Raw genomic sequence first — 23,450 nt, 5'->3', positions numbered from 1 at the left:
ATGAGCCGCAGTGTAGCGAAGGCCATAGTCCCGCCACCCGTGAATCACGGCGCTGAATGATGAGGGCAAACTCCGCTAGCGGCGCCGCATCAGCCTCATCGCCAGCAGCCCATAGGGCACCAGGTTGATTAACAGTGCGAAGGCCCCGATCCAGAGCTGGATGGCCGGTGTCAGTCCCGCCGGATAGATCATCGGCACCAGGTAGTGTTCGATGAATCCCCCGCTGTAACCCTGCTCCCCCGCCGCCAGGCGCAGACGGTTCTCCAGCGGCGTGAGCGGGCAGATCAGATGAAGGAATTCCACCGTGGCGCCCCAGGCCACCGCCGGTAGGTGCAGCAGTGCCAGGCGCGGCCACCTCAGCACCAGCAGCCCGCCCAGCACCACGAAGAGAATGAAGGCCAGGTGCAGCAGCAGTACGGCGTCGGCGGCGATCCGGTAGCTCATGGTGTGGTATCCACAGGGTCTTTTTCCTTGAACCATCACGAAAGGTGGTCAGTCGGTTACTACAGGCACGTCAATCTGCCACCAACGATAACGCGACGTGCCCCTGGCAATCCCAGATACCGAGGAACCATTGCCCATGATCACCATTCTGCTGCTCGTCATCCTTGTCCTGCTGCTGATTGGCGGCCTACCAGTCTTCCCGCACTCCCGTAACTGGGGCTACGGCCCATCCGGCATGGTCGGTGTACTGCTGGTCATCGTGGTCGTGCTTCTATTGTTAGGGATGATCTAGCCGGCCCTTCTGCCTCCGGCTTACCACCGAACCTGTAGGAGCGAGCTTGCTCGCGAATAGTCCGAGCACGATCTTTCGCGAGCAAGCTCGCTCCTACATTCATGAAAGTCCTAATCCCAAATGAAAAGGGGCAGCCCGAAGGCTGCCCCTTTTGTCTTGCGTACCTGGCAGGGATCAGTGGGCTACTGCACCACTGGCGCCCAGGCCGGTCTGGGAACGTACGAACTGCGGGTAGAAGCGCGCGCGTTCCTCGTCCGCGGCAGCGGATTTGTCGGTGATGGAGAAGAACCAGATACCGACGAAGGCCACGAGGATCGAGAACAGCGCCGGGTACTCGTACGGGTAGACCGGAGTGGCATGGCCGAGGATCTGCACCCAGATGGTCGGGCCGAGGATCATCAGACCCACGGCGGTGACCAGGCCCAACCAGCCGCCGATCATGGCGCCACGGGTGGTCAGTTTCTTCCAGTACATGGAAAGGATCAGCACCGGGAAGTTGCAGCTGGCGGCAATCGAGAAGGCCAGGCCCACCATGAAGGCGATGTTCTGCTTCTCGAACAGGATGCCGAGGCCAATGGCCACGAAGCCCAGGATAACGGTGGTGATCTTCGAGACGCGCAGCTCGTCCTTCTCGCTGGCCTTGCCCTTCTTGAACACGGAAGCGTAGAGGTCGTGGGACACAGCCGAAGCACCGGCCAGGGTCAGGCCGGCAACCACCGCCAGGATGGTGGCGAAGGCCACGGCGGAGATGAAGCCCAGGAACAGGCTGCCGCCCACGGCGTTGGCCAGGTGCACCGCCGCCATGTTGTTGCCGCCCAGCAGCGCGCCGGTGGCGTCCTTGAAGGCCGGGTTGGTGCTGACCAGCAGGATGGCGCCGAAGCCGATGATGAAGGTCAGGATGTAGAAGTAACCGATGAAGCCGGTGGCGTAGAACACCGATTTACGGGCTTCCTTGGCATCACTCACCGTGAAGAAGCGCATCAGGATGTGCGGCAGGCCAGCGGTACCGAACATCAGCGCCAGGCCCAGGGAGATCGCGGAGATCGGATCCTTCACCAGGCCGCCGGGGCTCATGATGGCCTCGCCTTTCGGGTGAACCTTGATGGCTTCGCTGAACAGGGTCGCGATGTCGAAGTTGACGTGCTTGAGCACCATGATCGCCATGAAGGATGCGCCGGAGAGCAGCAGCACGGCCTTGATGATCTGTACCCAGGTGGTCGCCAGCATGCCGCCGAACAGCACGTAGAGCACCATCAGGATACCGACCAGGACCACGGCCACGTGGTAGTTGAGGCCGAACAGCAGCTCGATCAGCTTGCCGGCACCCACCATCTGGGCGATCAGGTAGAAGGCCACCACCACCAGCGAACCGCTGGCGGACAGGGTGCGGATTTCCTTCTGCTTCAGGCGGTAGGAGGCTACGTCGGCGAAGGTGTACTTGCCGAGGTTGCGCAGCCGCTCTGCGATCAGGAAGAGAATCACCGGCCAGCCCACCAGGAAACCGATGGAGTAGATCAGGCCGTCATAGCCGGAGGTGAACACCAGGGCGGAAATACCCAGGAAGGACGCCGCGGACATGTAGTCACCGGCAATCGCCAGGCCGTTCTGGAAGCCGGTGATGCTGCCGCCGGCGGTGTAGAAGTCCGCAGCCGACTTGCTGCGCTTGGACGCCCAGTAGGTGATGTACAGCGTGGCGCCGACGAAGGCGACGAACATGACGATGGCCGAGGCGTTCAGCGGCTGGCGCTGGACATCGCCCTCGATGGCGCCGGCAGCCCAGAGGGCGGGCGCCACGACCATCAGGCCGAGCACGGCAAGGATGCGCGCGATCATTACTGGACCTCCTTGAGGATTTCCACGTTGAGACGGTCGAACTCGCCGTTGGCACGACGGACGTAGATACCGGTCAGCACGAAGGCGGACAGGATCAGACCGACACCGATCGGGATACCCCAGGTGACCGGAGAATCAGGGTTGATGCGGGTGCCGAGCACTTGTGGCTCGAAAGCGATCAGGAGAATGAAGGCCAGGTAAAGGCCGAGCATGATTGCGGAGAGAATCCAGGCGAAGCGCTCTCGCTTGGAAACCAGTTCCTGAAAACGCGGATTCTCTTGAATCCGCTTGTAGGTGCTGTCGTTCATTATTGTTGTCCTCCACAGCGCGGGTTGCTGGTGAAGCCAACAATAGAACGGCGGTACAAGCGCAACAGACGACCTTAGTCTTACTCGGGGCGATTCTCGACCAAGGTCGTACTCCGTCCATGCAGTGAAACTATCAGCGCCATGCTGGATGAACATTTCCCTGTATCACGCGATGGGCCTAGCCTGAGCACACCGAATAATCATTCTCATTCCCGAGGTGCGCCATGCTCAAGACCGTGACCTTCACCCTCATGCACTTCTGCATCGCCTTCAGCGTGGCCTACGCCCTGACCGGCAGCGTGACGGTCGGCGGACTGGTGGCGGTGGTTGAGCCGCTGTGCAACTCGGTCGGTTTCTACTTCCACGAGAAATTCTGGAAGCGCTTCGAAAATGCAGACAAGCCGGGCCAGGAGATACCCAAGCACGCCTGGCTGCATCACCACGCGTAACGGGGCTCGGGACCGAAATGCGCTGTCAGGAATTTCCCCTTCCTGGCCGTAGGAGCGCGGGGGGCTAATCCGCTAAGATGCGCGGCTTTGCCCCCAACGCAAGCATCCTTAGCCATGAGTCAGAACGACCGTTTCCCTGCACTCCCCTACCTCCTTTCCTTCGTGATCGCGGCGCTCGCCCTTGCCGGCCTCTGGTACGGCCTCGGCAAGCCGGTGATCCTGCCGGACGCCGCCACTCCCAGCCATAAGCTGCAGTGCGCGTCGTACAGCCCGTTCGACAAGGACCAATCGCCGTTCGACCAGCCTTTCGTGCTGCGCCCCGAGCGCATGGACGCCGACCTGGCCCTGCTGGCGACTCGCTTCCACTGCGTGCGCACCTATTCCATGACCGGTCTGGAAGCCATCCCGGAACTCGCCCGCAAACACGGCCTCAAGCTGATGCTGGGTGCCTGGGTGAACGGCAATCCGGTGGACACGCAGAAAGAAATCGACGCCTTGGTCAAGGCGGCGAATGCCAACCCCGATGTTGTGCAATCGGTGATCGTGGGCAACGAGACCCTGCTGCGCAAGGAAGTTACCGGCGCCCAACTCGCCAAGCTGATCGAGCAGGTCAAGGCTCAGGTGAAGCAGCCCGTGACCTACGCGGACGTGTGGGAATTCTGGCTGCGCCATCCGGAAGTCGCGCCGGCGGTGGATTTCCTCACCATCCATCTGCTGCCCTACTGGGAAGACGATCCTGCCGGCATCGACCAGGCCCTGCGTCACGTCGCCGAAATCCGCCAGGTGTTCGGCAACAAGTTCGCGCCCAAAGACATCTTCATCGGTGAAACCGGCTGGCCCAGCGAAGGCCGCCAGCGCGAAACCGCTCTACCGAGCCGCGTCAACGAGGCCAAGTTCATCCGTGGTTTCGTCGCCATGGCCGAGCAGAACGGCTGGGGCTATAACCTGATCGAAGCCTTCGACCAGCCGTGGAAGCGCGCGAGCGAAGGTGCCGTGGGCGGCTATTGGGGACTCTTCGATGCCGACCGCCAGGAGAAAGGCGTGCTCGCCGGCCCAGTCACCAACCTGCCCTACTGGCCCATGTGGCTGGGGGTTTCCGGCCTGATTTTCCTTGCGACCCTGCTGCTTGCCGGCCGTCCCGCTTCCACGCGCGCAGCCCTGGTGCTGCCGCTGTTGGCGGCAACTGGTGCGGCGTGCATCGGTCTGTGGGGCGAGATGGCGCGGGTTACCAGTCGCTTCGTCGGCGAATGGGCGTGGGCGGCCTTCCTGGTCGGCCTCAACCTGATGGTCCTGGCTCACGGCGCCCTGGCGCTTTCAGCCCGCGGCGGGGTACGCAGCCGCCTGTTCGTCTGGCTGGAGTCCCGTGGCGGCTGGTGGTTGCTGGCTTCCGGCTTTGCCGGCGCGGTGCTGATGCTGGCCCTGGTGTTCGACGCTCGCTACCGCAGCTTCCCCAGCGCCGCCCTGTTGCTGCCGGCCCTGGTCTACCTGTTCCGCCCGGTTGCCGCCCCGCGCCGCGAAGTCGCCCTGATGGCGGTACTGGTCGGCGCCGGCATCGTGCCGCAGCTCTACGAAGAAACCCTGGGCAACGTCCAGGCGATCGGCTGGGCCGTCGTCAGCGTCCTGCTGCTGGCTGCCCTGTGGCGCAGCCTGCGGGTTCGCGCATGATCCGGGATGTGGCCTGCCTCTGTGGGAGCGAATTCATTCGCGATTGAAATCGCTCCCACAGGCACCGCATACCTCCCTCGCAGGAAACAAAAAAGGACGCCCAAGGCGTCCTTTTTTATTGCTCGCTGGAAACTCAGGCTGTGGCCGCAACCAGTTCTGCCTCACGGCGCACCAGGCGCAGGCCGGCAATGACGCAGGCGAACACGGCGAGGCTGGCGGTGTAGAGCACCAGGGCCGGCAGGGCGAACAGCAGGGCCAGCAGAGCGAGAATCCAACCCGCGCGGCCGGGAACGAAGAACGCGGCGAGCGCGGCGCCCAGGCCGATCCAGGCGATCACCCGGAAATGGATCAACAGGCCCAGGCCTGCGCGAACCTGGCATTCCCAGCGTTGCGCTTCATCGACGCACAAGCCGACCCACTGGCCGTCCTCCATCAGGGCGAAACGAACGCCGTAGCTGGCGGCCAGCCAGAGTGGCAGCAGGATCAGCAGCAGGATGAGGGACGAACGGCTGGACATGGTGATCTCCGAATGGGTAAGCGGCGCCAAGGATACCCCCAAGCCCAGGCTATGCAAGGACCTTCCAACCATCGGTAACAACCTGGCCTGACGTACGGCCCGCACTCACGGGACTTGCAGTTGTCATAGGCTCGGTATTCACTCATCACGTTCTCTTATAAGGAACACGGCCCGGTGGCCCCTGAACGGGGTGGGACCGGGGGAGAGGCTGGAGCCTGCAAGCGACTGCGGCACGGCCTCCGCAGAAACTGAACAGGGACCTTTCCTATGCTCCGTCTTCGACTTGCCGCCCTGTTGGGCAGCCTGACTTTCTGTGCCCACGTGCTGGCCACGGACCTGGATGCGGCAAGCTACGGCTTTCCGATCAGCAACCCCTTCGAAGCGACCATCGCCACGACGCCGCCCGACCTGCGCAGCAAAGTGCCGGCGGACGAAGACATCAACCAGGCCGACTACGACCTGAAATTGCGCCCCGAGCGTGAGGCCGACTTGCCCGACAACTTCTGGTCGGTGAAGAAGCTGCGCTATCGCCTCGCCCAGCAGAAGGGTTCCGCGCCGCTGGTGTTCGTCATCGCCGGCACCGGCGGCAATTACGCCAGTACCCACGCCGAAAGCCTCAAGAAGCTGTTCTATGGCGCTGGCTACCACGTGGTGCAGCTCTCCTCGCCCACCAGCTACGACTTCATGGCCGCCGCCTCGCGCCACGCCACACCCGGACTTTCAGCCGAGGATGCCGACGACCTCTACCGCGTCATGCAGGCCGTACGCGCCCAGCATCCGGGCCTGGAGGTCAGCGACTTCTACCTCACCGGCTACAGTCTTGGCGCCCTGCAAGCCGCCTTCGTCAGCCACTTGGACGAGACCCGCCGCAGCTTCAACTTCAAGCGCGTCCTGCTATTGAACCCGCCGGTGAATCTCTACACCTCGGTGACCAACCTCGACCGCCTGGTGCAGACCCGCGTGAAAGGCGTCGACGACAACACGACCTTCTACCAGGTGGTGCTCGGCAAGCTGACCCGCTACTTCCAGCAGAAAGGCTACATCGATCTCAACGACGCGCTGATGTTCGACTTCCAGGAGTCCAAACAGCGGCTGTCCAATGAGCAGATGGCCATGCTGATCGGCACCGCCTTCCGCTTCTCGTCGTCGGATATCGCCTTCACCTCGGACCTGATCAACCATCGCGGCCTGATCACCCCGGTGAAATACCCGATCAGCGAAGGCACCAGCCTGACCCCTTTCTATAAACGCGCCCTGCAGTGCGACTTCGACTGCTACATGACGGAGCAACTGATCCCCTACTGGCGCGCCCGCTACGACGGCGGCAGCCTGACCCAACTGATCAACCAGGTCAGCCTCTATGCGCTGGAGGACTACCTGAAGGGCAACAGCAAGATCGCCGTAATGCACAACGCCGACGACCTCATCCTCGGTCCGGGCGACCTGGGCTTCCTGCGCCGAACCATCGGCGACCGCCTGACCGTGTACCCCCACGGCGGTCACTGCGGCAACCTCAACTACCGCGTCAACGGCGACGCCATGCTGGAGTTCTTCCGTGGCTAAGAAAGCACTCTTCATCGCCCTGCTGTTGACCAGCGGCCTGACCTGGGCCCAGGAACCCGACCAGGACGGATTCACCGAACCGCTGAAAGACCTGAAGTTCAACCCCGGACTCGACCAGCGCGAGTTCGAGCGCTCGACCCTTGACGCGCTGAATGTCTACGACCCCTACGAAGCCTGGAACCGGCGCATCTATCATTTCAACTACCGTTTCGATGAATGGGTGTTCCTGCCCGTGGTGCGCGGCTACCGGTATGTCACGCCGGGATTCCTGCGCAGCGGCGTGAGCAACTTCTTCAGCAACCTGGGCGACGTGCCCAACCTGCTGAACAGCATGTTGCAGCTCAAGGGCCAACGTTCCATGGAAATCACCGGGCGCCTGTTGCTGAACACCACCATCGGCGTCGTCGGCCTCTGGGACCCGGCCACGCGCATGGGACTGCCCAAGCAGACCGAGGACTTCGGCCAAACCCTCGGCTACTACGGCGTGAACGATGGCCCCTACCTGATGCTGCCGATCCTCGGCCCTTCCAACCTGCGGGACACCGGTGGGCTGGTGGTGGACTACGTGGCCGACTACCAGATCAACTTCCTCAACGTGCCGGAAGTCAGCAGCAACCATCCGGAAATCACGGTGCTGCGCATGGTGGACAAGCGTTACTCCACCAATTTCCGCTACGGCCAGCTCAACACCCCTTTCGAGTACGAGAAACTGCGCTACGTCTACACCGAGTCACGCCGGTTGCAGATTGCCGAGTGAGGCCACCGGCCTCGCACTGTAGGGGCGACGGGACTTGTAGGAGCTAGCTTGCTAGCGAACAGGGGCCATTCGCTGGCAAGCCAGCTCCTACTACGCTGCAGCTAGACGGCAGGCACGGTGTGGGGATAGGCCGGCGCCATCTCCAGGCCGAGGAAGCTCTGCAACTCGGCACGCTTGGCCATGGCGTCCTGGTAGCCCAGTTCGATCAGCTCATTGCAGTAGCCCGGTTCGAACAGCAGATAACTGAGCACCCCTGCCCCGCTCGCCCGTGTCGCACCCGGTCCGCGCAGGAAGGTGCGGATGGCGCGGGGCATTTCCCGTCGATGGCGGGCAGCGATTTCATCCAGTGGCCGGCTCGGGGAAATCACCAGCACTTCCACCTGTTCCGAGCTAAGGTTTCGCGGGCGCGCCTCGGCCGGAATCGCCCGACTCATGCGGTTGATCCGCTCAAGCAGTTCGATATCGCTTTCCAGGTTGTCGATGAAGGTGCTGTTCAGCAAATGCCCGCTGATCTGCGCCAGGGTCGGCGGACGTCCGCTCTGGGGCAACGGCATTTCCTGATTGGGGTTCATGCCCAGCGGGTTGCCACTTACCCCGACCACCAGCACCCGGTTGGCCCCCAGGTGGAGGGCCGGGCTGATCGGCGCCGTCTGCCGCACCGCGCCGTCACCATAGTATTCACGTCCCAGCCGCACCGCTGGGAACAGCAGCGGAATCGCCGCGCTGGCCATCAGGTGCTCGATGCCCAGCCGGGTCGGCACGCCGACACGGCGATGGCGGAACCAGGGATCGATGGTGGCGCGACCCTGGTAGAAGGTCACCGCCTGCCCGGATTCGTAGCCGAAGGCGGTCACCGCCACGGCGCGCAATTGCCGGGTGCGCACGGCGGCGGAGATGCCGGAGAAGTCCAGTTCGCGCTCCAGCAGCTCACGCAATGGGGCGTTGTCCAGCAGGGCCGCAGGGATGTCGCGGCCAAGTCCCAGCAGATTGTGGCCAAAGAAGCGCGAGCTCTGGTGCAACACACCGGGCCAGTCGCTGCGATAGATCTGCCCGCAACGGAAGCCCTTCCAGACGGCGTTCAGGCGACGAATGGCCTGACTGAAGTGCAATGCGCCGCAGGCCAGGCCGACGGCATTCACTGCGCCGGCCGAGGTGCCGACTATCACGGGGAAGGGATTGCAGGCCGCATCCGGCAGCAGATCGGCGATGGCGCCCAACACGCCCACCTGGTAGGCAGCCCGCGAACCACCACCGGAAAGGATCAGCCCGGTCACGGGCTTCGTGGTGGCGGCGCTGGCATCCATGGACTGCTCTCCAGACGGAATTTTCCGAGTATAGGTTCAGCTATCAGTAAAGCTTCGGTGCGCCTTCCGGCCGGGTCTTGAAGCGGCGATGGGCCCAGAGGTACTGCTCCGGGCATTCGCGGACAGCGCCTTCCACCCACTGATTGACGCGCAGGCAATCGGCCTCCTCGGTTTCGCCAGGGAAGTCCGACAGCGGTGGATGGATCACCAACCGGTAGCCGGAACCATCCTCCAGGCGGCGCTGGGTGAAAGGCAGCACGATGGCACGGCCCAGACGGGCGAATTTGGTGGTGGCGGTCACGGTAGCGGCCTCGATGCCGAACAGCGGCACGAACAGGCTCTGCTTGCGGCCATAGTCCTGGTCGGGTGCGTACCAGATCGCGCGGCCGGCGCGCAGCACCTTGAGCATGGCACGCACGTCTTCACGTTCGATGGCGCTGGCGTCCAGGTTATGGCGTTCGCGGCCACGACGCTGGATGAAGTCGAACAGCGCGTTCTTGTGCTCGCGGTACATGCCGTCGATGGTGTGCACTTGTCCGAGCAGTGCGGCGCCGATCTCCAGTGTGGTGAAGTGCAGGGCCATGAGGATTACGCCCTGGCCTTCGGCCTGGGCCTTCTGCAGGTGTTCCAGCCCTTCTATGTGGGAAAGCTGTGCGAGGCGGGGTTTGGGCCACCACCAGCTCATGGCCATCTCGAAGAAGGCGATGCCGGTGGAGGCGAAGTTCTCCCGCAGCAGGCGCTCCCGCTCAGTGCGGGACAATTCCGGGAAGCACAACTCCAGGTTGCGCCGGGCGATCTTGCGCCGCGACCCGGCCACCCGCAGCATCAGCGCCCCCAGTGCGCGCCCCATTCCCAGTTGCGCCCGATAGGGCAACAGGGTGATCAGCCACAGCACACCGAGCCCCAGCCACAGCGGCCAAAAACGCGGGTGGAGGAACTGTGGGCGAAATTGAGGTCTATCCATCTCTGAATCCGCTTGAGCGAGAAAACCGCGCATTCTACTCCAAATGCGCCGCCCCCTTCCGGCTTGCTAGCGCCGGACGATCTCGCTATAAGTCCTCGCCATTCACGACTGCAGGCAGACCATGAGCCAAGCCGACTTTCTCGACCAAGAACCCGTGTTCCAGCTCAAGGGCAGCATGCTCGCCATCACCGTGATGGAACTGGCGCACAACGACCTCGAACGCCTCAATCGGCAACTGGACGAAAAAGTCGCCCAGGCCCCCAATTTCTTCCAGAACACCCCGCTGGTCATGGCACTGGACAAGCTGCCCGAGGGCGAACCGCCCCTGGACCTGCCCGCGCTGCTGGAAATCTGCCGCCGCCATGGCCTGCGCACCCTGGCGATCCGCGCCAGCCGCGAAGAGCACATCGCCGCCGCCGATGCCCTGGACATCCCGATCCTGCCACCGTCGGGGGCCCGCGAGCGGCGCATCGACCCGGTAGAACCCGAGGCGAAGAAGAAAGTCGAGAAACCGGTCGAGCCGCCCAAACCCGAGGTGCAACCGACGAAAGTCATCACCACCCCGGTGCGCGGCGGCCAACAGGTCTATGCTCCTGGCGGCGACCTGGTAGTCCTGGCCGCGGTCAGCCCCGGCGCGGAACTTCTCGCCGATGGCAACATCCATGTTTACGGTCCCATGCGCGGTCGTGCACTGGCCGGTATCAAGGGGGATACCAAGGCTCGCATCTTCTGTCGCCAACTGGCCGCCGAGCTGGTGTCGGTAGCGGGTCAATACAAGGTTGCCGACGACCTGCGGCGCGACCCGCTCTGGGGTCAGCAGGTACAAGTCAGCCTGTCGGGAGACGTGTTGAACATCACCCGCCTTTAACGGATACTGCCGCGAAATTTCAGGGACCTGAAAGGGAAGAGGAATGGCTCGATCGGGCCGATAACTTCCCGATTTTCTTATCATTTGGGGTGAATCACCTTGGCCAAGATCCTCGTTGTCACGTCCGGCAAGGGTGGTGTGGGTAAAACCACCACCAGCGCCGCCATCGGTACCGGTCTCGCACTGCGCGGTCACAAGACTGTCATCGTCGACTTCGACGTCGGCCTGCGTAACCTGGACCTGATCATGGGTTGCGAACGCCGCGTGGTGTACGACTTCGTCAACGTCATCAATGGCGAAGCGTCCCTCACCCAGGCCCTGATCAAGGACAAACGCCTGGAAAACCTCTACGTCCTGGCTGCCAGCCAGACTCGCGACAAGGATGCGCTGACCCTCGAAGGCGTCGGCAAGGTCATCGAGGAACTGAAGCAGAATTTCGAATACGTGGTCTGCGACTCGCCGGCCGGTATCGAGAAAGGCGCCCACCTGGCCATGTACTACGCCGACGAGGCGATCGTCGTGACCAACCCGGAAGTCTCCTCCGTGCGTGACTCGGACCGCATGCTTGGCCTGCTGGCCAGCAAGTCCCGCCGCGCCGAGAAAGGCGAAGATCCGATCAAGGAACGCCTGCTCCTGACCCGTTACAACCCCGAGCGCGTTACCAAGGGCGAAATGCTCGGCGTCGAAGACGTCGAGGAAATCCTCGCCATCAACCTGCTCGGTGTCATCCCGGAATCCCAGGCGGTACTCAAGGCCTCCAACCAGGGTATTCCGGTCATCCTCGACGACCAGAGCGACGCCGGCCAGGCGTACAGCGATGCCGTCGACCGCCTGCTCGGCAAGGAGCTGCCCCACCGCTTCCTCGACGTGCAGAAGAAGGGACTCTTACAACGCCTGTTCGGAGGCCGTGAATGAACATTTTCGACTTCTTTCGCGAGCGGAAGAAGCAGAACAGCGCTTCGATCGCTAAGGAACGACTCCAAATCATCGTTGCCCACGAACGTGGCCAGCGTAGCCAGCCGGACTACCTGCCGGCCCTGCAGAAAGATCTGGTGGACGTGATCCGCAAATATGTCGACATCGACGAAGAGCAGGTTCAGGTCCTGCTGGAGAATCAGGGCAGCTGCTCCATTCTCGAACTGAACATCACCCTGCCCGATCGCTGATCGACGCAGTTGTGCACTAACGGCGGCCTCGGCCGCCGTTTGCTTTTTCGGACGCCCCAATCCATGCCGCTTTCCCAGATCGAGTTCATCCACAAGGACGACGCCCTGCTGGTGGTCAACAAGCCGACCCTCCTGCTCTCCGTGCCCGGCCGGGCCGACGACAACAAGGACTGCCTGATCACCCGCCTGCAGGAGAACGGATACCCGGAGGCGCGCATCGTCCACCGGCTGGACTGGGAGACCTCCGGCCTGATCGTGCTAGCCCGCGACGCCGACAGCCATCGCGAACTGTCCCGTCAGTTCCACGACCGCGAGACCGAGAAGGCCTACACGGCCCTCTGCTGGGGTGAGCCGGAACTGGACAGCGGACGCATCGAACTCCCCCTGCGCTACGACCCGCCGACCAAGCCGCGCCACGTGGTGGACTTCGAACAGGGCCGCCATGCCCTGACGTTCTGGCAGGTGGTCGAGCGTTGTGGCCATTACAGTCGCGTCGAACTCACGCCCATCACCGGCCGTTCGCACCAGCTCCGCGTGCACATGCTGTCCATCGGCCACCCCCTGCTGGGCGACCGTCTGTACGCCAACCCCGAAGCCCTGGCCGCCCATGACCGCCTGTGCCTGCACGCCAGCATGCTGTGCCTGACCCATCCGCAGACGGGTGAACGCCTGAGATTCGAGTGCCCGGCGCCGTTCTGACCTAGGCTCAAGAAAAAGGCTGCAGTTCCGGGGAAACCATGAGCTTCACCGATTTCTACAACGCCACAGAAGGCCAACCTGCACGCGTCACCCTGCGCACCGCCCTGGAATGCTGGGACGGGCCGCCCGGCCGCGCGCTGGACCTGGGCTGCGGCGCCGGACGCGACACCCTGGAACTGCTCAGGCGTGGCTGGCAGGTGCTGGCCGTGGACGCCGAACCCGAAGCGCTGGCCCGCCTGGAAGCCCAGGTGGACGACGAGAAGCGCCAACGACTGCAGAGCCGCTGCTGCCGTTTCGAAACCATGCCGCTGCCGGCCGCTCAGCTGGTTAATTCGAGTTTCGCCCTGCCCCTCTGTCCGCCCGAGGCCTTTCCCTCCCTCTGGCAGGCAATCTGCGGCGCCCTGCCGACTGGCGGACTGTTCGCCGGCCACCTGTTCGGCGAACGGGACGACTGGGCCAACAACGGCATCACCATCCTGCGCCGCCGGCAACTGGAAGAACTGCTCTCGGGCTGGGACGTGCTGATGCTCGAAGAGAAAGAAGAAGACGGCGTCACCGCCAAGGGCCGCAACAAGCATTGGCACCTGTTCTCGGTGGTCGCCCGGCGCCTGTAGGAGCCAGCTTGCTGGCGAAGCCCCACTTCCATTCGCGAGCAAGCTCGCTCCTACCCTGGTCCAGGCCGTAGCACGACTGCGATTGAAATCGCTCGTACACGCCAGCAGCACCCCCACCTATCGGCCTGTTAGGAAAATTCACCGCTGGTCGGCCTCCTAATCCTCGGGGGCTATGGGATAAACTCCCGCCACTGCTGTCTGGAGTCCCCCAATGCGCGAAGAGTTGAACCAGGGCCTGATCGATTTCCTCAAGGCCTCGCCCACCCCCTTCCACGCCACCCGCAGCCTGGCCAAGCGCCTCGAAGCCGCCGGCTATGTGCGCCTCGACGAACGCGAGGCCTGGCGTATCGAAAGCGGCGGCCGTTACTACGTCACCCGCAATGACTCCTCCATCGTCGCCATCAAGCTGGGCAAGCGCCCGGTACTGGAAGGCGGCCTGCGCCTGGTCGGCGCCCACACCGACAGCCCCTGTCTGCGGGTCAAGCCGAACCCGGAACTGCACAAGCAAGGTTTCTGGCAACTGGGCGTGGAAGTCTATGGTGGCGCCCTGCTTGCCCCCTGGTTCGACCGCGACCTGTCACTCGCCGGCCGTGTCACCTACCGCGCCGCGGGCATGGTTGAGAGCCAGCTGGTGGACTTCCAGGCCCCCATCGCCGTGATCCCCAACCTGGCCATCCACCTCAACCGTGAAGCCAACCAGGGCTGGGCCATCAATGCCCAGACCGAGTTGCCGCCGATCCTGGCCCAGCTCGCCGCAGGCCAGGCCCGCGAATTCCGCGACCTGCTGGCCGAACAGCTGACCCTGGAACACGGCATCGTTGCGGATGCGGTGCTGGACTACGAACTGTCCTTCTACGACACCCAGACTGCCGCGGTCATCGGCCTGGACGGCGACTTCATCGCCGGCGCGCGCCTGGACAACCTGCTGTCCTGCTACGCCGGCCTGCAAGCCCTGCTTGCTGCCGAGGCCGACGAAAGCTGCGTGCTGGTCTGCACCGACCACGAGGAAGTGGGCTCCTGCTCCGCCTGCGGCGCCGACGGCCCGATGCTGGAACAGGTGCTGCGCCGCGTGCTGCCGGAAGGCGATGCCTTTGCCCGCGTCATCCAGCGCTCGCTGTTGGTATCCGCTGACAACGCCCACGGCGTGCACCCGAACTACGCCGACAAGCACGACGGCAACCACGGCCCGAAGCTCAACGCCGGCCCGGTGATCAAGGTCAACAGCAACCAGCGCTACGCCACCAACAGTGAAACCGCTGGGTTCTTCCGTCATCTCTGCCTGGAGAACGAAGTACCGGTCCAGAGCTTCGTGACCCGCAGCGACATGGGTTGCGGCTCCACCATCGGTCCGATCACCGCCAGCCAACTCGGCGTCCGCACCGTGGACATCGGCCTGCCCACCTTCGCCATGCACTCCATCCGCGAACTGGCCGGCAGCCATGACCTGGCCCACCTGGTGAAGGTCCTCGCCGCCTTCTACTCCAGCCACGACCTGCCCTGAGCAGGAAGGAAACCCGCATGCTCAGCCATATTCGCAACAGCCTGGAGGAAGCCAGGACCGCGCTGGACAACTTCATCGCCAACGAGCAAGCGCTGAAAAGCATTGAGCGTGCGGCGGAGCTCCTGGTCGAGAGCTTCGAGAACAAGGGCAAGGCGTTTTCCTGCGGCAATGGCGGTTCGATGTGCGATGCCATGCACTTCGCCGAAGAACTGACCGGCCGCTACCGCAAGAACCGTCCTGGCGTTGCAGCCATTTCCATCAGCGACGCCAGCCACATCAGCTGCGTGGCCAATGACTTCGGCTACGACCACATCTTCTCCCGCTACATCGAATCCCACGGCCGAGAAGGCGACGTGCTGCTCGCCTTCAGCACCAGCGGCAGGAGCCCCAATGTGATCAAGGCCGCCGAAGCCGCCCGCGCCCTCGGCGTGAAGGTAGTGGCCCTCACCGGCAAGCCCGGCTCCGCCCTGGAAGCCCTGGCCGACGTCTGCATCTGCGCCCCCGGCGGCGACTTCGCCGACCGCGTGCAGGAGTTGCACATCAAGGTCGTGCATATCCTCATCGAACTGGTGGAACGCAAGCTCAGCCCTGAGAACTACGCCTGATCTGCGTTCGCTCCACCGTAGGTTGGTCCGAGCGAAGCGAGGCCCAACGTCGCCGGTCAAAAACGCCGCAACGTTGGGTTTCGTTCCTCTACCCAACCTACAAGTGCCGCCGTTCTCTGTGGGAGCAAATTCATTCGCCAAGGGCGGCAGAGCCGCCCCGTAGGTTGGTCCGAGCGAAGCGAGGCCCAACATCGCCGGTCACAAACACCGCAACGTTGGGTTTCGTTCCTCTACCCAACCTACAAGTGCCGCCGTTCTCTGTGGGGGCAAATTCATTCGCCAAGGGCGGCGCAGCCGCCCCGTAGGTTGGTCCGAGCGCAGCGAGGCCCAACGATTCGGCATCAACCACGGAATGTTGGGTTTCGTTCCTCTACCCAACCTACAAATGCCGCTGTTCTCTGTGGGGGCGAATTCATTCGCCAAGGGCGGCGCAGCCGCCCAATCACTCCGGCACTTCGACGCTCACGTGGATCGCATCGTGCCGCCAGAACTCCAGGTCGCAGTCGATTAACCGTCCATGCTGGTCGCGGTTGATGCGGGTGATCTTCAGCGCCGGGCTCCCGGCTGACACCTTCAGCGGCGCCGCCGCGTCCGGGTGCAGGGCGGTAGGCACCATGTCGAAGCGCACGCGCCCATAGCGGATACCGTACTGGCTGTCGTACAGCTCGGTCAGCGACCGGGTCAGGTCGAAATCGACGATGCCGGGGAAGTAGGCCGGATTCAGGTAGTGCTCCACATAGAGCACCAGGCGCCCATCGATGCGACGGACGCGCCGGATCTGGTAGACGCTCGACAGCGCCGGCAGCTCCAGCAGTTCGCAGATTTCCACACTGGCCGGAATCAACCGCGCGCCCAGCACTTCGGTGGCGGGTACCCGCCCCTGTCCGGCCACCATGGCGTGAAAGTGGCTGCGAACCAGCGGGTTGTAGAGCAGCCGAGGCGGAGAAACGAACCATCCGCGGCGCTCCTCGCGGTAGATCAGCCCCTGGGCCTCCAGTTGCCCAAGCGCCTCGCGCAAGGTGATGCGGGTCGTATCGAACAGCTCACTCAATTTGCGCTCGGCCGGCAACTTGCTGCCCTGGGGCAGCAGGCCGTGCTCGATCTGTTCCTGCAGCGCGCTACAGATGGCGGTCAGGGTGCGGGGCGCCTCATCGCGCATCGAAAAACTCCAATCTGGAATAGACCAGCACCACTTGGGTGCGTCATGGCCGGGCTTGCCGGCCATCCTAGGCAGCCTAGATGACTGAGGGATGACAGTCAGGCGCGCCTGCATGCGCCATGCCATCGCCAATCGCGACAGCCCTGCGAATCCGCCACTTGCCCATGGTCTACGCTTTTCAGGCGTCTGCCGCCGCCAGACCGGGCGGCGACCCTGAAATCAAACCGTCATCCAAGGCTTTTAGATTTGGCCTGGGTCTTGCTGATCTAGACCAACCTCCAAACCTGCTAAGGAGCTTCACATGAAACGCCTGTTGCTGGCTTCACTGATGGGAACGGCCATCGCCCTGGGAACCCAGGCGATGGCAAGCGACGCAGATCTGAAGAGTCTCGAACAAGCTGCGCGCAAGGAAGGCGCGGTGAACAGCGTCGGCATGCCCGACAGCTGGGCCAACTGGAAGGACACCTGGGTTGACCTGAACAAGCTGTACGGCCTGAAGCATGTCGACACCGACATGAGCTCCGCCCAGGAAATCGCCAAGTTCGCCGCCGAGAAGGACAACGCCACCGCCGACATCGGCGACGTGGGCGCAGCCTTCGGCCCCATCGCCGTCCAGCAGGGCGTGACCCAGCCTTACAAGCCCAGCACCTTCGCGCAGATCCCCGATTGGGCCAAGGACGCCGACGGCCACTGGATGCTGGCCTATACCGGTTCCATTGCTTTCATCGTCAACAAGCAACTGGTGAAGGAGTCACCCAAGTCCTGGGCCGACCTCAAGCAGGGCAAGTACAAGGTCGCCATCGGTGACGTCAGCGCCGCCGCTCAGGCCGTGAATGGTGTGCTGGCTGCTGCGATCGCCAACGGTGGCAACGAGAAGAACATCCAGCCGGGCCTGGACTTCTTCGCCGAAATCGCCAAGCAGGGTCGCCTGTCGCTGTCCAACCCGACCATCCAGACCCTGGAAAAGGGCGAGGTGGAAGTGGGCATCGTCTGGGACTTCAATGGCCTGTCCTATCGCGACCAGATCGACCCCAGCCGCTTCGACGTGCTGATCCCGTCGGATGGTTCGGTGATCTCCGGCTACACCACCATCATCAACAAGTACGCGAAGAACCCCAACGCGGCGAAGCTGGCCCGCGAGTACATCCTCAGCGATGCCGGCCAGATCAACCTGGCCAAGGGTAACGCCCGTCCGATCCGCGCCGAGCACCTGACCCTGCCGGCCGAGGTCAAGGCCAAGCTGCTGCCCAACGAGCAGTACGCCAAGGTCCAGCCGATCAAGGATGCCAAGGCCTGGGAAGAAACCTCGAAAGCATTGCCGCAGCTGTGGCAAGAGCACGTGATCATCGAAATGGAGTAAGAAGTCGGCCCAATCGCTTCCTTGCGCTTGGGCTGCTTTGAGGCGAACCATGAACAACAAAGTCATCCTCGTCCTGCTGGATGGCCTGAACTACGAGGTGGCCCGGCACGCGCTGGGTCACCTTCAGGCCTGGTGCGGAGCTGGCAAGGCGGTGCTGTACAAGCTCCAGTGCGAGCTGCCGGCACTGTCCCGTCCGCTCTATGAATGCATCCTCACCGGCGTTCCACCGATCCAGAGCGGCATCGTCCACAACGATGTGTCGCGTCTGTCGAAGGAACGCAGCATCTTCCATTACGCCAGCGCCGCCGGACTCAGCACCGCCGCCGCCGCGTACCACTGGGTCAGCGAGCTGTACAACAACTCGCCCTTCAACGCCGCCCGCGACCGCCACACCGAAGCGCCGCAGCTGCCGATCCAGCACGGCCACTTCTATTACGCCGACCACTACCCGGACTCGCACCTGTTCGCCGACGCGGAAAGCCTGCGCCAGCGCCACAACCCGGACTTCCTCCTGGTGCACCCGATGAACGTCGACGACGCCGGCCACAAGCACGGGCTGGACTCGCCGCAGTACCGCAACAGTGCGCGGGTCGCCGACATCCTCCTGGCCGAATACCTGCAGCGCTGGCTGGACGCCGGTTACCAGGTACTGGTGACCGCCGACCATGGCATGAACAACGACCGCTCCCACAACGGTCTGCTGCCCGAGGAACGTGAAGTACCGCTGTTCGTGCTGGGCGATGCCTTCAGCCTGGACGCCACGGCGCAGCCGAAGCAGACCGAACTGTGCGGCACCGTTTGCGAGCTGCTGGGCGCCGCCCACGACAAGGCGGTCTGCCGGGAGTTGCTGAAGTGAGTTCAACCAACCGGGGCAAATGGCTGGCACTGCTCTGCCTGCTGCCCTTCGCCTTGTTCTTCATCCTGTTCCAGATCGCGCCGCTGGCCTGGGTCGCCATCCACAGCCTGAACACGCCCGAAGGCTGGGGGCTGGCCAACTACACCAAGGTGTTCAGCTCGAAGTTCTACCTCCAGGCCATCAAGCACAGCCTGCAGATCGCGTTCTGGTCCAGCCTGTTCGGCATTGTCATCGCGGTGATCGGTAGCTACTCGCTGCGCCGGGTGGACTCGAAGCTGCGCGACTTCGTCATGGCCTTCTCCAACATGACCAGCAACTTCGCCGGCGTGCCGCTGGCCTTTGCCTTCATCATCCTGCTCGGCTTCAACGGCGCGCTGACCATCCTGCTCAAGCAGTCCGGGGTGATCGAGGACTTCAACCTCTACTCCAAGACCGGCCTGATCGTGCTCTACACCTACTTCCAGATTCCCCTCGGCGTGCTGCTGCTCTATCCGGCATTCGACGCCCTGCGCGAGGACTGGCGCGAATCCGCAGAGCTGCTGGGGGCCAGCCCCTGGCAGTTCTGGCGGCACATCGGCCTGCCGGTGCTGACCCCGGCCCTGCTGGGGACGTTCGTGATCCTCCTGGCCAACGCCCTCGGCGCCTATGCCACCGTCTACGCCCTGACCACCGGCAACTTCAACGTGATGACCATTCGCATCGCCGCCATGGTCGCCGGCGACATCGCGCTGAATCCCAGCCTGGCCAGCGCCCTGGCGATGGTGCTGGTGGGGTTGATGGCGCTGATCACCGTGGTCCATCAGTGGCTGCTGAAGAGGAGCTACCATGTCGCGCGCTGAATCCCGCAATGGCGGTCTCTATCATCGCGTGGTGGTCTGGCTGCTGTTCCTGATACTGCTGCTGCCGCTGGCCGGCACGCTGCTCTACTCGCTCTCCACCAGTTGGTCGGCGACCATCCTGCCGGACGGCCTGACCTTCAAGTGGTACCTGGCGCTGTGGAGCGACACGCGGTTTCTCACCGCCTTCGGCCAGTCGCTGCTGGTGTGTTTCGGTGCCCTGGCGCTGTCGGTGGTGCTGATCCTGCCACTGCTGTTCGTGGTGCATTACCACTTCCCACGGCTCGACGGGCTGATGAACATCCTCATCCTGCTGCCCTTCGCGGTGCCGCCGGTGGTGTCTTCGGTCGGTCTGTTGCAGATCTATGGTTCGGGTCCGCTGGCCATGGTGGGAACGCCCTGGATCCTGATCGGCTGCTTCTTCACCATCGCCCTCCCCTTCATGTACCGCGCCATCACCAACAACCTGCAGGCGATCAACCTGCGCGACCTGATGGATGCCGCCCAACTACTCGGCGCCAGCACCTGGAAGGCGGCCTTCCTGGTGGTGCTGCCCAACCTGCGCAAGGGCCTGATGGTGTCGCTGTTCCTGTCGTTCTCCTTCCTCTTTGGCGAATTCGTCTTCGCCAACCTGCTGGTGGGCACCCGCTACGAGACCCTGCAGGTCTACCTGAACAACATGCGCAACAGCAGCGGCCACTTCAACAGCGCCCTGGTGATCTCCTACTTCTTCTTCGTGCTGCTGTTCACCTGGGCAGCCAACCGCCTGAACAAGGACAACGCATGAGTTTTCTTTCCATCCGTGGCCTGCACAAGAACTACGGCCAGACCACCATTTTCACCGACATCGATTGTGAGATAGGCAAGGGCGAATTCGTCACCCTGCTCGGCCCGTCCGGCTGCGGCAAATCCACTCTGCTGCGCTGCATCGCCGGCCTGACCGAAGTGAATGGCGGACAGATCCTGCTGGACGGCCAGGACCTGGTGCCCGTGTCCCCCCAGAAGCGCGGCATCGGCATGGTGTTCCAGAGCTACGCGCTGTTTCCCAACATGAACGTGCAGCAGAACGTCGCCTTCGGCCTGCGCATGCAGAAAGTCAGCGCCGCCGACAGCAAGCGGCGGGTCGACGAAGTCCTCGCCATGGTGGAGCTGTCCGACTTCGCCACGCGCTACCCGCACCAGCTCTCCGGCGGCCAGTGCCAACGCGTGGCCCTGGCCCGGTCGCTGGTTACCCGTCCGCGCCTGCTGCTTCTCGACGAACCGCTGTCGGCGCTGGACGCGCGCATCCGCAAGCACTTGCGCGAGCAGATCCGTGCCATCCAGCAGGAGCTGGGGCTGACCACCATCTTCGTGACCCATGACCAGGAGGAAGCCCTGACCCTGTCGGACCGCATCTTCCTGATGAACGCCGGACGCATCGTCCAGAGCGGCGACGCGGAAACCCTCTACACCGCGCCGGTGGATGCCTTCGCCGCCGGCTTCATCGGCAACTACAACCTGCTCGACGCCGACGCTGCCAGCCGCCTGCTGCAGCGTCCGGTCAACAGCCGCGTCGCTATTCGCCCAGAGGCCATTGCCCTGAGCCACGAAGGCGGCATCGAGGCCGAAGTGCGCAGCCACAGCCTGCTGGGCAACGTGGTGCGCTATCGCGTCGAGGCACGCGGCGTGGAACTGGTGGTGGACGTACTCAACTGCTCCGCCGAAGATCTGCACCGCAAAGGCCAACGCATCGGCCTTCGAATCGACGATCACGCAATACGGGAGGTGGCCTGATGGCCCTGGCAATCTTCGACCTTGACGACACCCTGATTGACGGCGACTGCGCCAGCCTGTGGAGCGCCCACATGGCCGAACTGGGCTGGGTCGATGGGGAATCCTTCGTCCGCAAGGACCACGAACTGATGGCGCTGTACGCCGAAGGCAAGCTGGCCATGGAGGACTACATGGTCTTCAGCCTGTCGCCGCTGGTGGGTCGCACCGCTGAAGAAGTGGAGTTCGTGGTCGGCCCCTTCGTCGAGGACGTGGTCGAGCCGCTGATCCACTCCGACGCCATGCGCTGCCTGGCCCGGCACCGCGCCGCTGGCGATCGCATCCTGATCATTTCCGCCTCGGCACACTTCCTGGTCAGCGCCATCGCCGAACGCCTGGGCGTGGAAGAAGTGCTGGCCATCGACCTGGAAGAGCAGCACGGTTGCTACAGCGGCCGCACCCGCGGCGTGCTCACCTATCGCGACGGCAAGGTGACGCGCCTGAACGCCTGGATGGAGGAACAGCGCGAAAACCTGGAAGGCGCCTACTTCTATTCCGACTCGCGCAATGACCTGCCACTGCTCTCGCTGGTGGCCCACCCCCACACGGTCAACCCCGATCCGACCCTGCGTGCCCACGCCGAAGAGGCCGGCTGGCCGGTGCTCGACTGGCGTTGATCGTTTCTTGATCTGGTTAGTGAGCCTGCCCCGTAGGTTGTGGCTGAGCTACGCGAAGCCCAACACGCGGAGTTGCGACCGACCTCGTTGGGCTTCGCTGCGCTCTGACCAACCTACAAAAGCCCCCTCTCCCTGTAGGGGCGAATTCATTCGCCAAGGACCGCGCAGCAGCCCCGTAGGTTGTGGCTGAGCTACGCGAAGCCCAACACGCGGCGTTGCGACCGACCTCGTTGGGCTTCGCTGCGCTCTGCCCAACCTACAAAAGCTCCCTCTCCCTGTAGGGGCGAATTCATTCGCCAAGGGTCGCGCAGCAGCCCCGTAGGTTGTGGCTGAGCTACGCGAAGCCCAACACGCGGCGTTGCGACCCACCTCGTTGGGCTTCGCTGCGCTCTGCCCAACCTACAAAAGCCCTCTCCCTGTAGGGGCGAATTCATTCGCCAAGGGCCGCGAAGCGGCCCCGTAGGTTGGCGCAGAGCGCAGCGAAGCCCAACACGATTAAGCACCGAGCGGAGCCTCACTTCCCTCACCCCAACCCTCTCCCGCAAGCGGGAGAGGGAGCTGTCCGTGCAGGCATCCAGCCGCTGCACTTCCCTGTGGGGGCGAATTCATTCGCGAAGCAGGCCGCAGGCCTGCCAGTCCCTTACAACAGCGTCAGGGTGTAGCTGAGGATCAGGCGGTTCTCGTCCTGGTCGCGGGCGGCGTCGCTGCGCAGAGAGGCGTTGCGCCAGGACACGCCGAGGCCTTTCAGCGGGCCGCCCTGCAGCACGTAGTCGAGGCGGAAGTCGCGTTCCCACTCGCCCTGGTCGCTGCCCTGGGTCTCGATGTTGCTGCCCTTCAGGTAGGTGCCCACGGCCTTCAGCCCCGGCACGCCGAGCTTGGCGAAGTCGTAGCCGTACTCGGCCACCCAGGTGCGCTCGCCGGCGCTGAGGAACTTGCCGATCTGGCGGTCGGTGATCAGGTAGGCGGTGGCGCCGTCGCCCTGGTTGAGGAAAGGGAAGGCGCTGTCGCCGGACACCTGCTGGTAGCCCAGGCTCGCCGCGTGGCCGCCGAGGGTGTAGGTGAACAGGGCGCTCCAGGTGCGGTTGTCCACTTCGAAGCGGTCCGGATCGTTGGTCGCCCAGTTGCCCGAGCTGCGGAAGCCTTCGCGGCGGCCTTCGACGCTGGCGTTCTTGCCGTCGGAGTCGCTGTAGAAGTAGCGCAGGTCGGACTTCAGCGCGCCCACCGGCAGCGCCCAGTTGTGGGTCAGGCCGACGAAGTGCTGCTG

The 23,450-nt window shown here is 63.7% G+C and carries 26 protein-coding genes; 18 read left to right on the top strand and 8 right to left on the bottom strand.

All coding sequences use genetic code 11. The annotated features are described in order from the left end of the window. Nucleotides 1-75: 75 nt before the first annotated feature. Complete coding sequence (locus tag DM872_RS26690) at nt 76-444, bottom strand: DUF2784 domain-containing protein (RefSeq protein WP_179062225.1); 369 nt, start codon at nt 442-444, stop codon at nt 76-78. A 136-nt stretch (nt 445-580) separates the two neighbouring features. Here DM872_RS26690 and DM872_RS26685 point away from each other — a divergent pair, with 136 nt between their 5' ends. After that, complete coding sequence (locus tag DM872_RS26685; protein WP_179062224.1) at nt 581-736, top strand: DUF3309 family protein; 156 nt, start codon at nt 581-583, stop codon at nt 734-736. A gap of 174 nt (nt 737-910) precedes the next feature. Here the strand turns inward: DM872_RS26685 and DM872_RS26680 are convergent, their stop codons facing one another. Both DM872_RS26680 and DM872_RS26675 read right to left on the bottom strand, forming a co-directional pair. Beyond that, a complete protein-coding gene (locus DM872_RS26680) occupies nt 911-2,569 on the bottom strand; it encodes a cation acetate symporter (RefSeq protein WP_179062223.1) in 1,659 nt (552 codons plus the stop codon). Further along, entirely contained in the window at nt 2,569-2,877 is a 309-nt protein-coding gene (locus DM872_RS26675; protein WP_179062222.1) for a DUF485 domain-containing protein, read from the bottom strand. The genes DM872_RS26680 and DM872_RS26675 overlap by 1 nt, the downstream gene beginning before the upstream one ends. Nucleotides 2,878-3,101: 224 nt before the next feature. Here DM872_RS26675 and DM872_RS26670 point away from each other — a divergent pair, with 224 nt between their 5' ends. Beyond that, on the top strand, nt 3,102-3,326 hold the full coding sequence (locus tag DM872_RS26670; protein WP_179062221.1) for a DUF2061 domain-containing protein: 225 nt from the start codon (nt 3,102-3,104) through the stop codon (nt 3,324-3,326). A 114-nt stretch (nt 3,327-3,440) separates the two neighbouring features. Further along, complete coding sequence (locus DM872_RS26665; protein ID WP_179062220.1) at nt 3,441-4,991, top strand: glycoside hydrolase family 17 protein; 1,551 nt, start codon at nt 3,441-3,443, stop codon at nt 4,989-4,991. A gap of 133 nt (nt 4,992-5,124) precedes the next feature. Here DM872_RS26665 and DM872_RS26660 read toward each other — a convergent pair whose 3' ends face one another. Then, the gene (locus tag DM872_RS26660) at nt 5,125-5,508 is read right to left on the bottom strand and encodes a hypothetical protein (RefSeq protein ID WP_179062219.1); all 384 of its coding nucleotides are present in this window, start codon (nt 5,506-5,508) and stop codon (nt 5,125-5,127) included. Nucleotides 5,509-5,775: 267 nt separating this feature from the next. On the opposite strand from DM872_RS26660, the gene DM872_RS26655 reads away from it, so the two are divergent. Both DM872_RS26655 and DM872_RS26650 read left to right on the top strand, forming a co-directional pair. After that, entirely contained in the window at nt 5,776-7,071 is a 1,296-nt protein-coding gene (locus DM872_RS26655; RefSeq protein WP_179062218.1) for a serine/threonine protein kinase, read from the top strand. Nucleotides 7,072-7,084: 13 nt separating this feature from the next. After that, nucleotides 7,085-7,828 carry an MlaA family lipoprotein gene (locus DM872_RS26650; protein ID WP_373273743.1) on the top strand — a complete coding sequence of 248 codons (744 nt, stop codon included), beginning with the start codon at nt 7,085-7,087 and terminating at the stop codon, nt 7,826-7,828. Between the two features lie 101 nt (nt 7,829-7,929). Here the strand turns inward: DM872_RS26650 and DM872_RS26645 are convergent, their stop codons facing one another. Both DM872_RS26645 and DM872_RS26640 read right to left on the bottom strand, forming a co-directional pair. After that, on the bottom strand, nt 7,930-9,132 hold the full coding sequence (locus tag DM872_RS26645) for a patatin-like phospholipase family protein (RefSeq protein ID WP_179062216.1): 1,203 nt from the start codon (nt 9,130-9,132) through the stop codon (nt 7,930-7,932). A 43-nt stretch (nt 9,133-9,175) separates the two neighbouring features. Then, complete coding sequence (locus DM872_RS26640) at nt 9,176-10,096, bottom strand: lipid A biosynthesis lauroyl acyltransferase (RefSeq protein WP_179062215.1); 921 nt, start codon at nt 10,094-10,096, stop codon at nt 9,176-9,178. A gap of 121 nt (nt 10,097-10,217) precedes the next feature. Here DM872_RS26640 and minC point away from each other — a divergent pair, with 121 nt between their 5' ends. The 7 genes from minC (at nt 10,218) to lpcA (ending at nt 15,549) form a co-directional block, all read left to right on the top strand. Beyond that, nucleotides 10,218-10,964, top strand: coding sequence for a septum site-determining protein MinC (gene minC / locus DM872_RS26635; RefSeq protein ID WP_179062214.1), 747 nt, complete (start codon nt 10,218-10,220; stop codon nt 10,962-10,964). 99 nt (nt 10,965-11,063) lie between these two features. Next, the gene (gene minD, locus DM872_RS26630; RefSeq protein WP_077523931.1) at nt 11,064-11,879 is read left to right on the top strand and encodes a septum site-determining protein MinD; all 816 of its coding nucleotides are present in this window, start codon (nt 11,064-11,066) and stop codon (nt 11,877-11,879) included. After that, nucleotides 11,876-12,130 carry a cell division topological specificity factor MinE gene (gene minE / locus DM872_RS26625; protein ID WP_016491219.1) on the top strand — a complete coding sequence of 85 codons (255 nt, stop codon included), beginning with the start codon at nt 11,876-11,878 and terminating at the stop codon, nt 12,128-12,130. Before minD ends, minE begins: the two co-directional genes overlap by 4 nt. Nucleotides 12,131-12,193: 63 nt before the next feature. Next, on the top strand, nt 12,194-12,829 hold the full coding sequence (locus DM872_RS26620; protein ID WP_120652641.1) for an RluA family pseudouridine synthase: 636 nt from the start codon (nt 12,194-12,196) through the stop codon (nt 12,827-12,829). Nucleotides 12,830-12,867: 38 nt separating this feature from the next. Then, nucleotides 12,868-13,443: a class I SAM-dependent methyltransferase gene (locus DM872_RS26615; RefSeq protein WP_179062213.1), complete on the top strand. Its 576-nt coding sequence runs from the start codon at nt 12,868-12,870 to the stop codon at nt 13,441-13,443. A 211-nt stretch (nt 13,444-13,654) separates the two neighbouring features. Next, nucleotides 13,655-14,944: a M18 family aminopeptidase gene (locus tag DM872_RS26610; RefSeq protein ID WP_179062212.1), complete on the top strand. Its 1,290-nt coding sequence runs from the start codon at nt 13,655-13,657 to the stop codon at nt 14,942-14,944. 17 nt (nt 14,945-14,961) lie between these two features. Then, nucleotides 14,962-15,549 (top strand): D-sedoheptulose 7-phosphate isomerase, encoded by a 588-nt coding sequence (gene lpcA / locus DM872_RS26605; protein ID WP_179062211.1) that lies wholly within the window; start codon nt 14,962-14,964, stop codon nt 15,547-15,549. A gap of 442 nt (nt 15,550-15,991) precedes the next feature. Here the strand turns inward: lpcA and DM872_RS26600 are convergent, their stop codons facing one another. Beyond that, nucleotides 15,992-16,708, bottom strand: a complete 717-nt coding sequence (locus tag DM872_RS26600) for a UTRA domain-containing protein (protein WP_179062210.1) — start codon at nt 16,706-16,708, stop codon at nt 15,992-15,994. Nucleotides 16,709-17,009: 301 nt separating this feature from the next. Between DM872_RS26600 and DM872_RS26595 the strand changes: the two genes are divergently transcribed. From DM872_RS26595 to DM872_RS26570, 6 genes are read left to right on the top strand one after another with little or no spacing between them, the layout of a single operon-like run. Then, entirely contained in the window at nt 17,010-18,068 is a 1,059-nt protein-coding gene (locus tag DM872_RS26595) for an ABC transporter substrate-binding protein (protein WP_077523937.1), read from the top strand. Between the two features lie 49 nt (nt 18,069-18,117). Further along, the gene (locus tag DM872_RS26590) at nt 18,118-18,924 is read left to right on the top strand and encodes an alkaline phosphatase family protein (RefSeq protein ID WP_179062209.1); all 807 of its coding nucleotides are present in this window, start codon (nt 18,118-18,120) and stop codon (nt 18,922-18,924) included. Then, the gene (locus DM872_RS26585) at nt 18,921-19,763 is read left to right on the top strand and encodes an ABC transporter permease (RefSeq protein WP_179062208.1); all 843 of its coding nucleotides are present in this window, start codon (nt 18,921-18,923) and stop codon (nt 19,761-19,763) included. Before DM872_RS26590 ends, DM872_RS26585 begins: the two co-directional genes overlap by 4 nt. Continuing rightward, nucleotides 19,750-20,547 carry an ABC transporter permease gene (locus DM872_RS26580; RefSeq protein WP_179062207.1) on the top strand — a complete coding sequence of 266 codons (798 nt, stop codon included), beginning with the start codon at nt 19,750-19,752 and terminating at the stop codon, nt 20,545-20,547. The genes DM872_RS26585 and DM872_RS26580 overlap by 14 nt, the downstream gene beginning before the upstream one ends. Next, nucleotides 20,544-21,533: an ABC transporter ATP-binding protein gene (locus DM872_RS26575; RefSeq protein ID WP_179062206.1), complete on the top strand. Its 990-nt coding sequence runs from the start codon at nt 20,544-20,546 to the stop codon at nt 21,531-21,533. The genes DM872_RS26580 and DM872_RS26575 overlap by 4 nt, the downstream gene beginning before the upstream one ends. Further along, the gene (locus DM872_RS26570) at nt 21,533-22,186 is read left to right on the top strand and encodes an HAD family hydrolase (RefSeq protein WP_179062205.1); all 654 of its coding nucleotides are present in this window, start codon (nt 21,533-21,535) and stop codon (nt 22,184-22,186) included. Before DM872_RS26575 ends, DM872_RS26570 begins: the two co-directional genes overlap by 1 nt. A 640-nt stretch (nt 22,187-22,826) precedes the next feature. Here DM872_RS26570 and DM872_RS26565 read toward each other — a convergent pair. Beyond that, nucleotides 22,827-23,450 (bottom strand): OprD family outer membrane porin (locus tag DM872_RS26565; protein ID WP_179062204.1); only part of this gene is annotated, 624 nt, incomplete at its 5' end.

It is taken from the genome of Pseudomonas taiwanensis (genome assembly GCF_013393345.1).
Lineage (GTDB): Bacteria > Pseudomonadota > Gammaproteobacteria > Pseudomonadales > Pseudomonadaceae > Metapseudomonas > Metapseudomonas resinovorans_C.
This window is presented reverse-complemented; position numbering and strand designations above follow the sequence as displayed.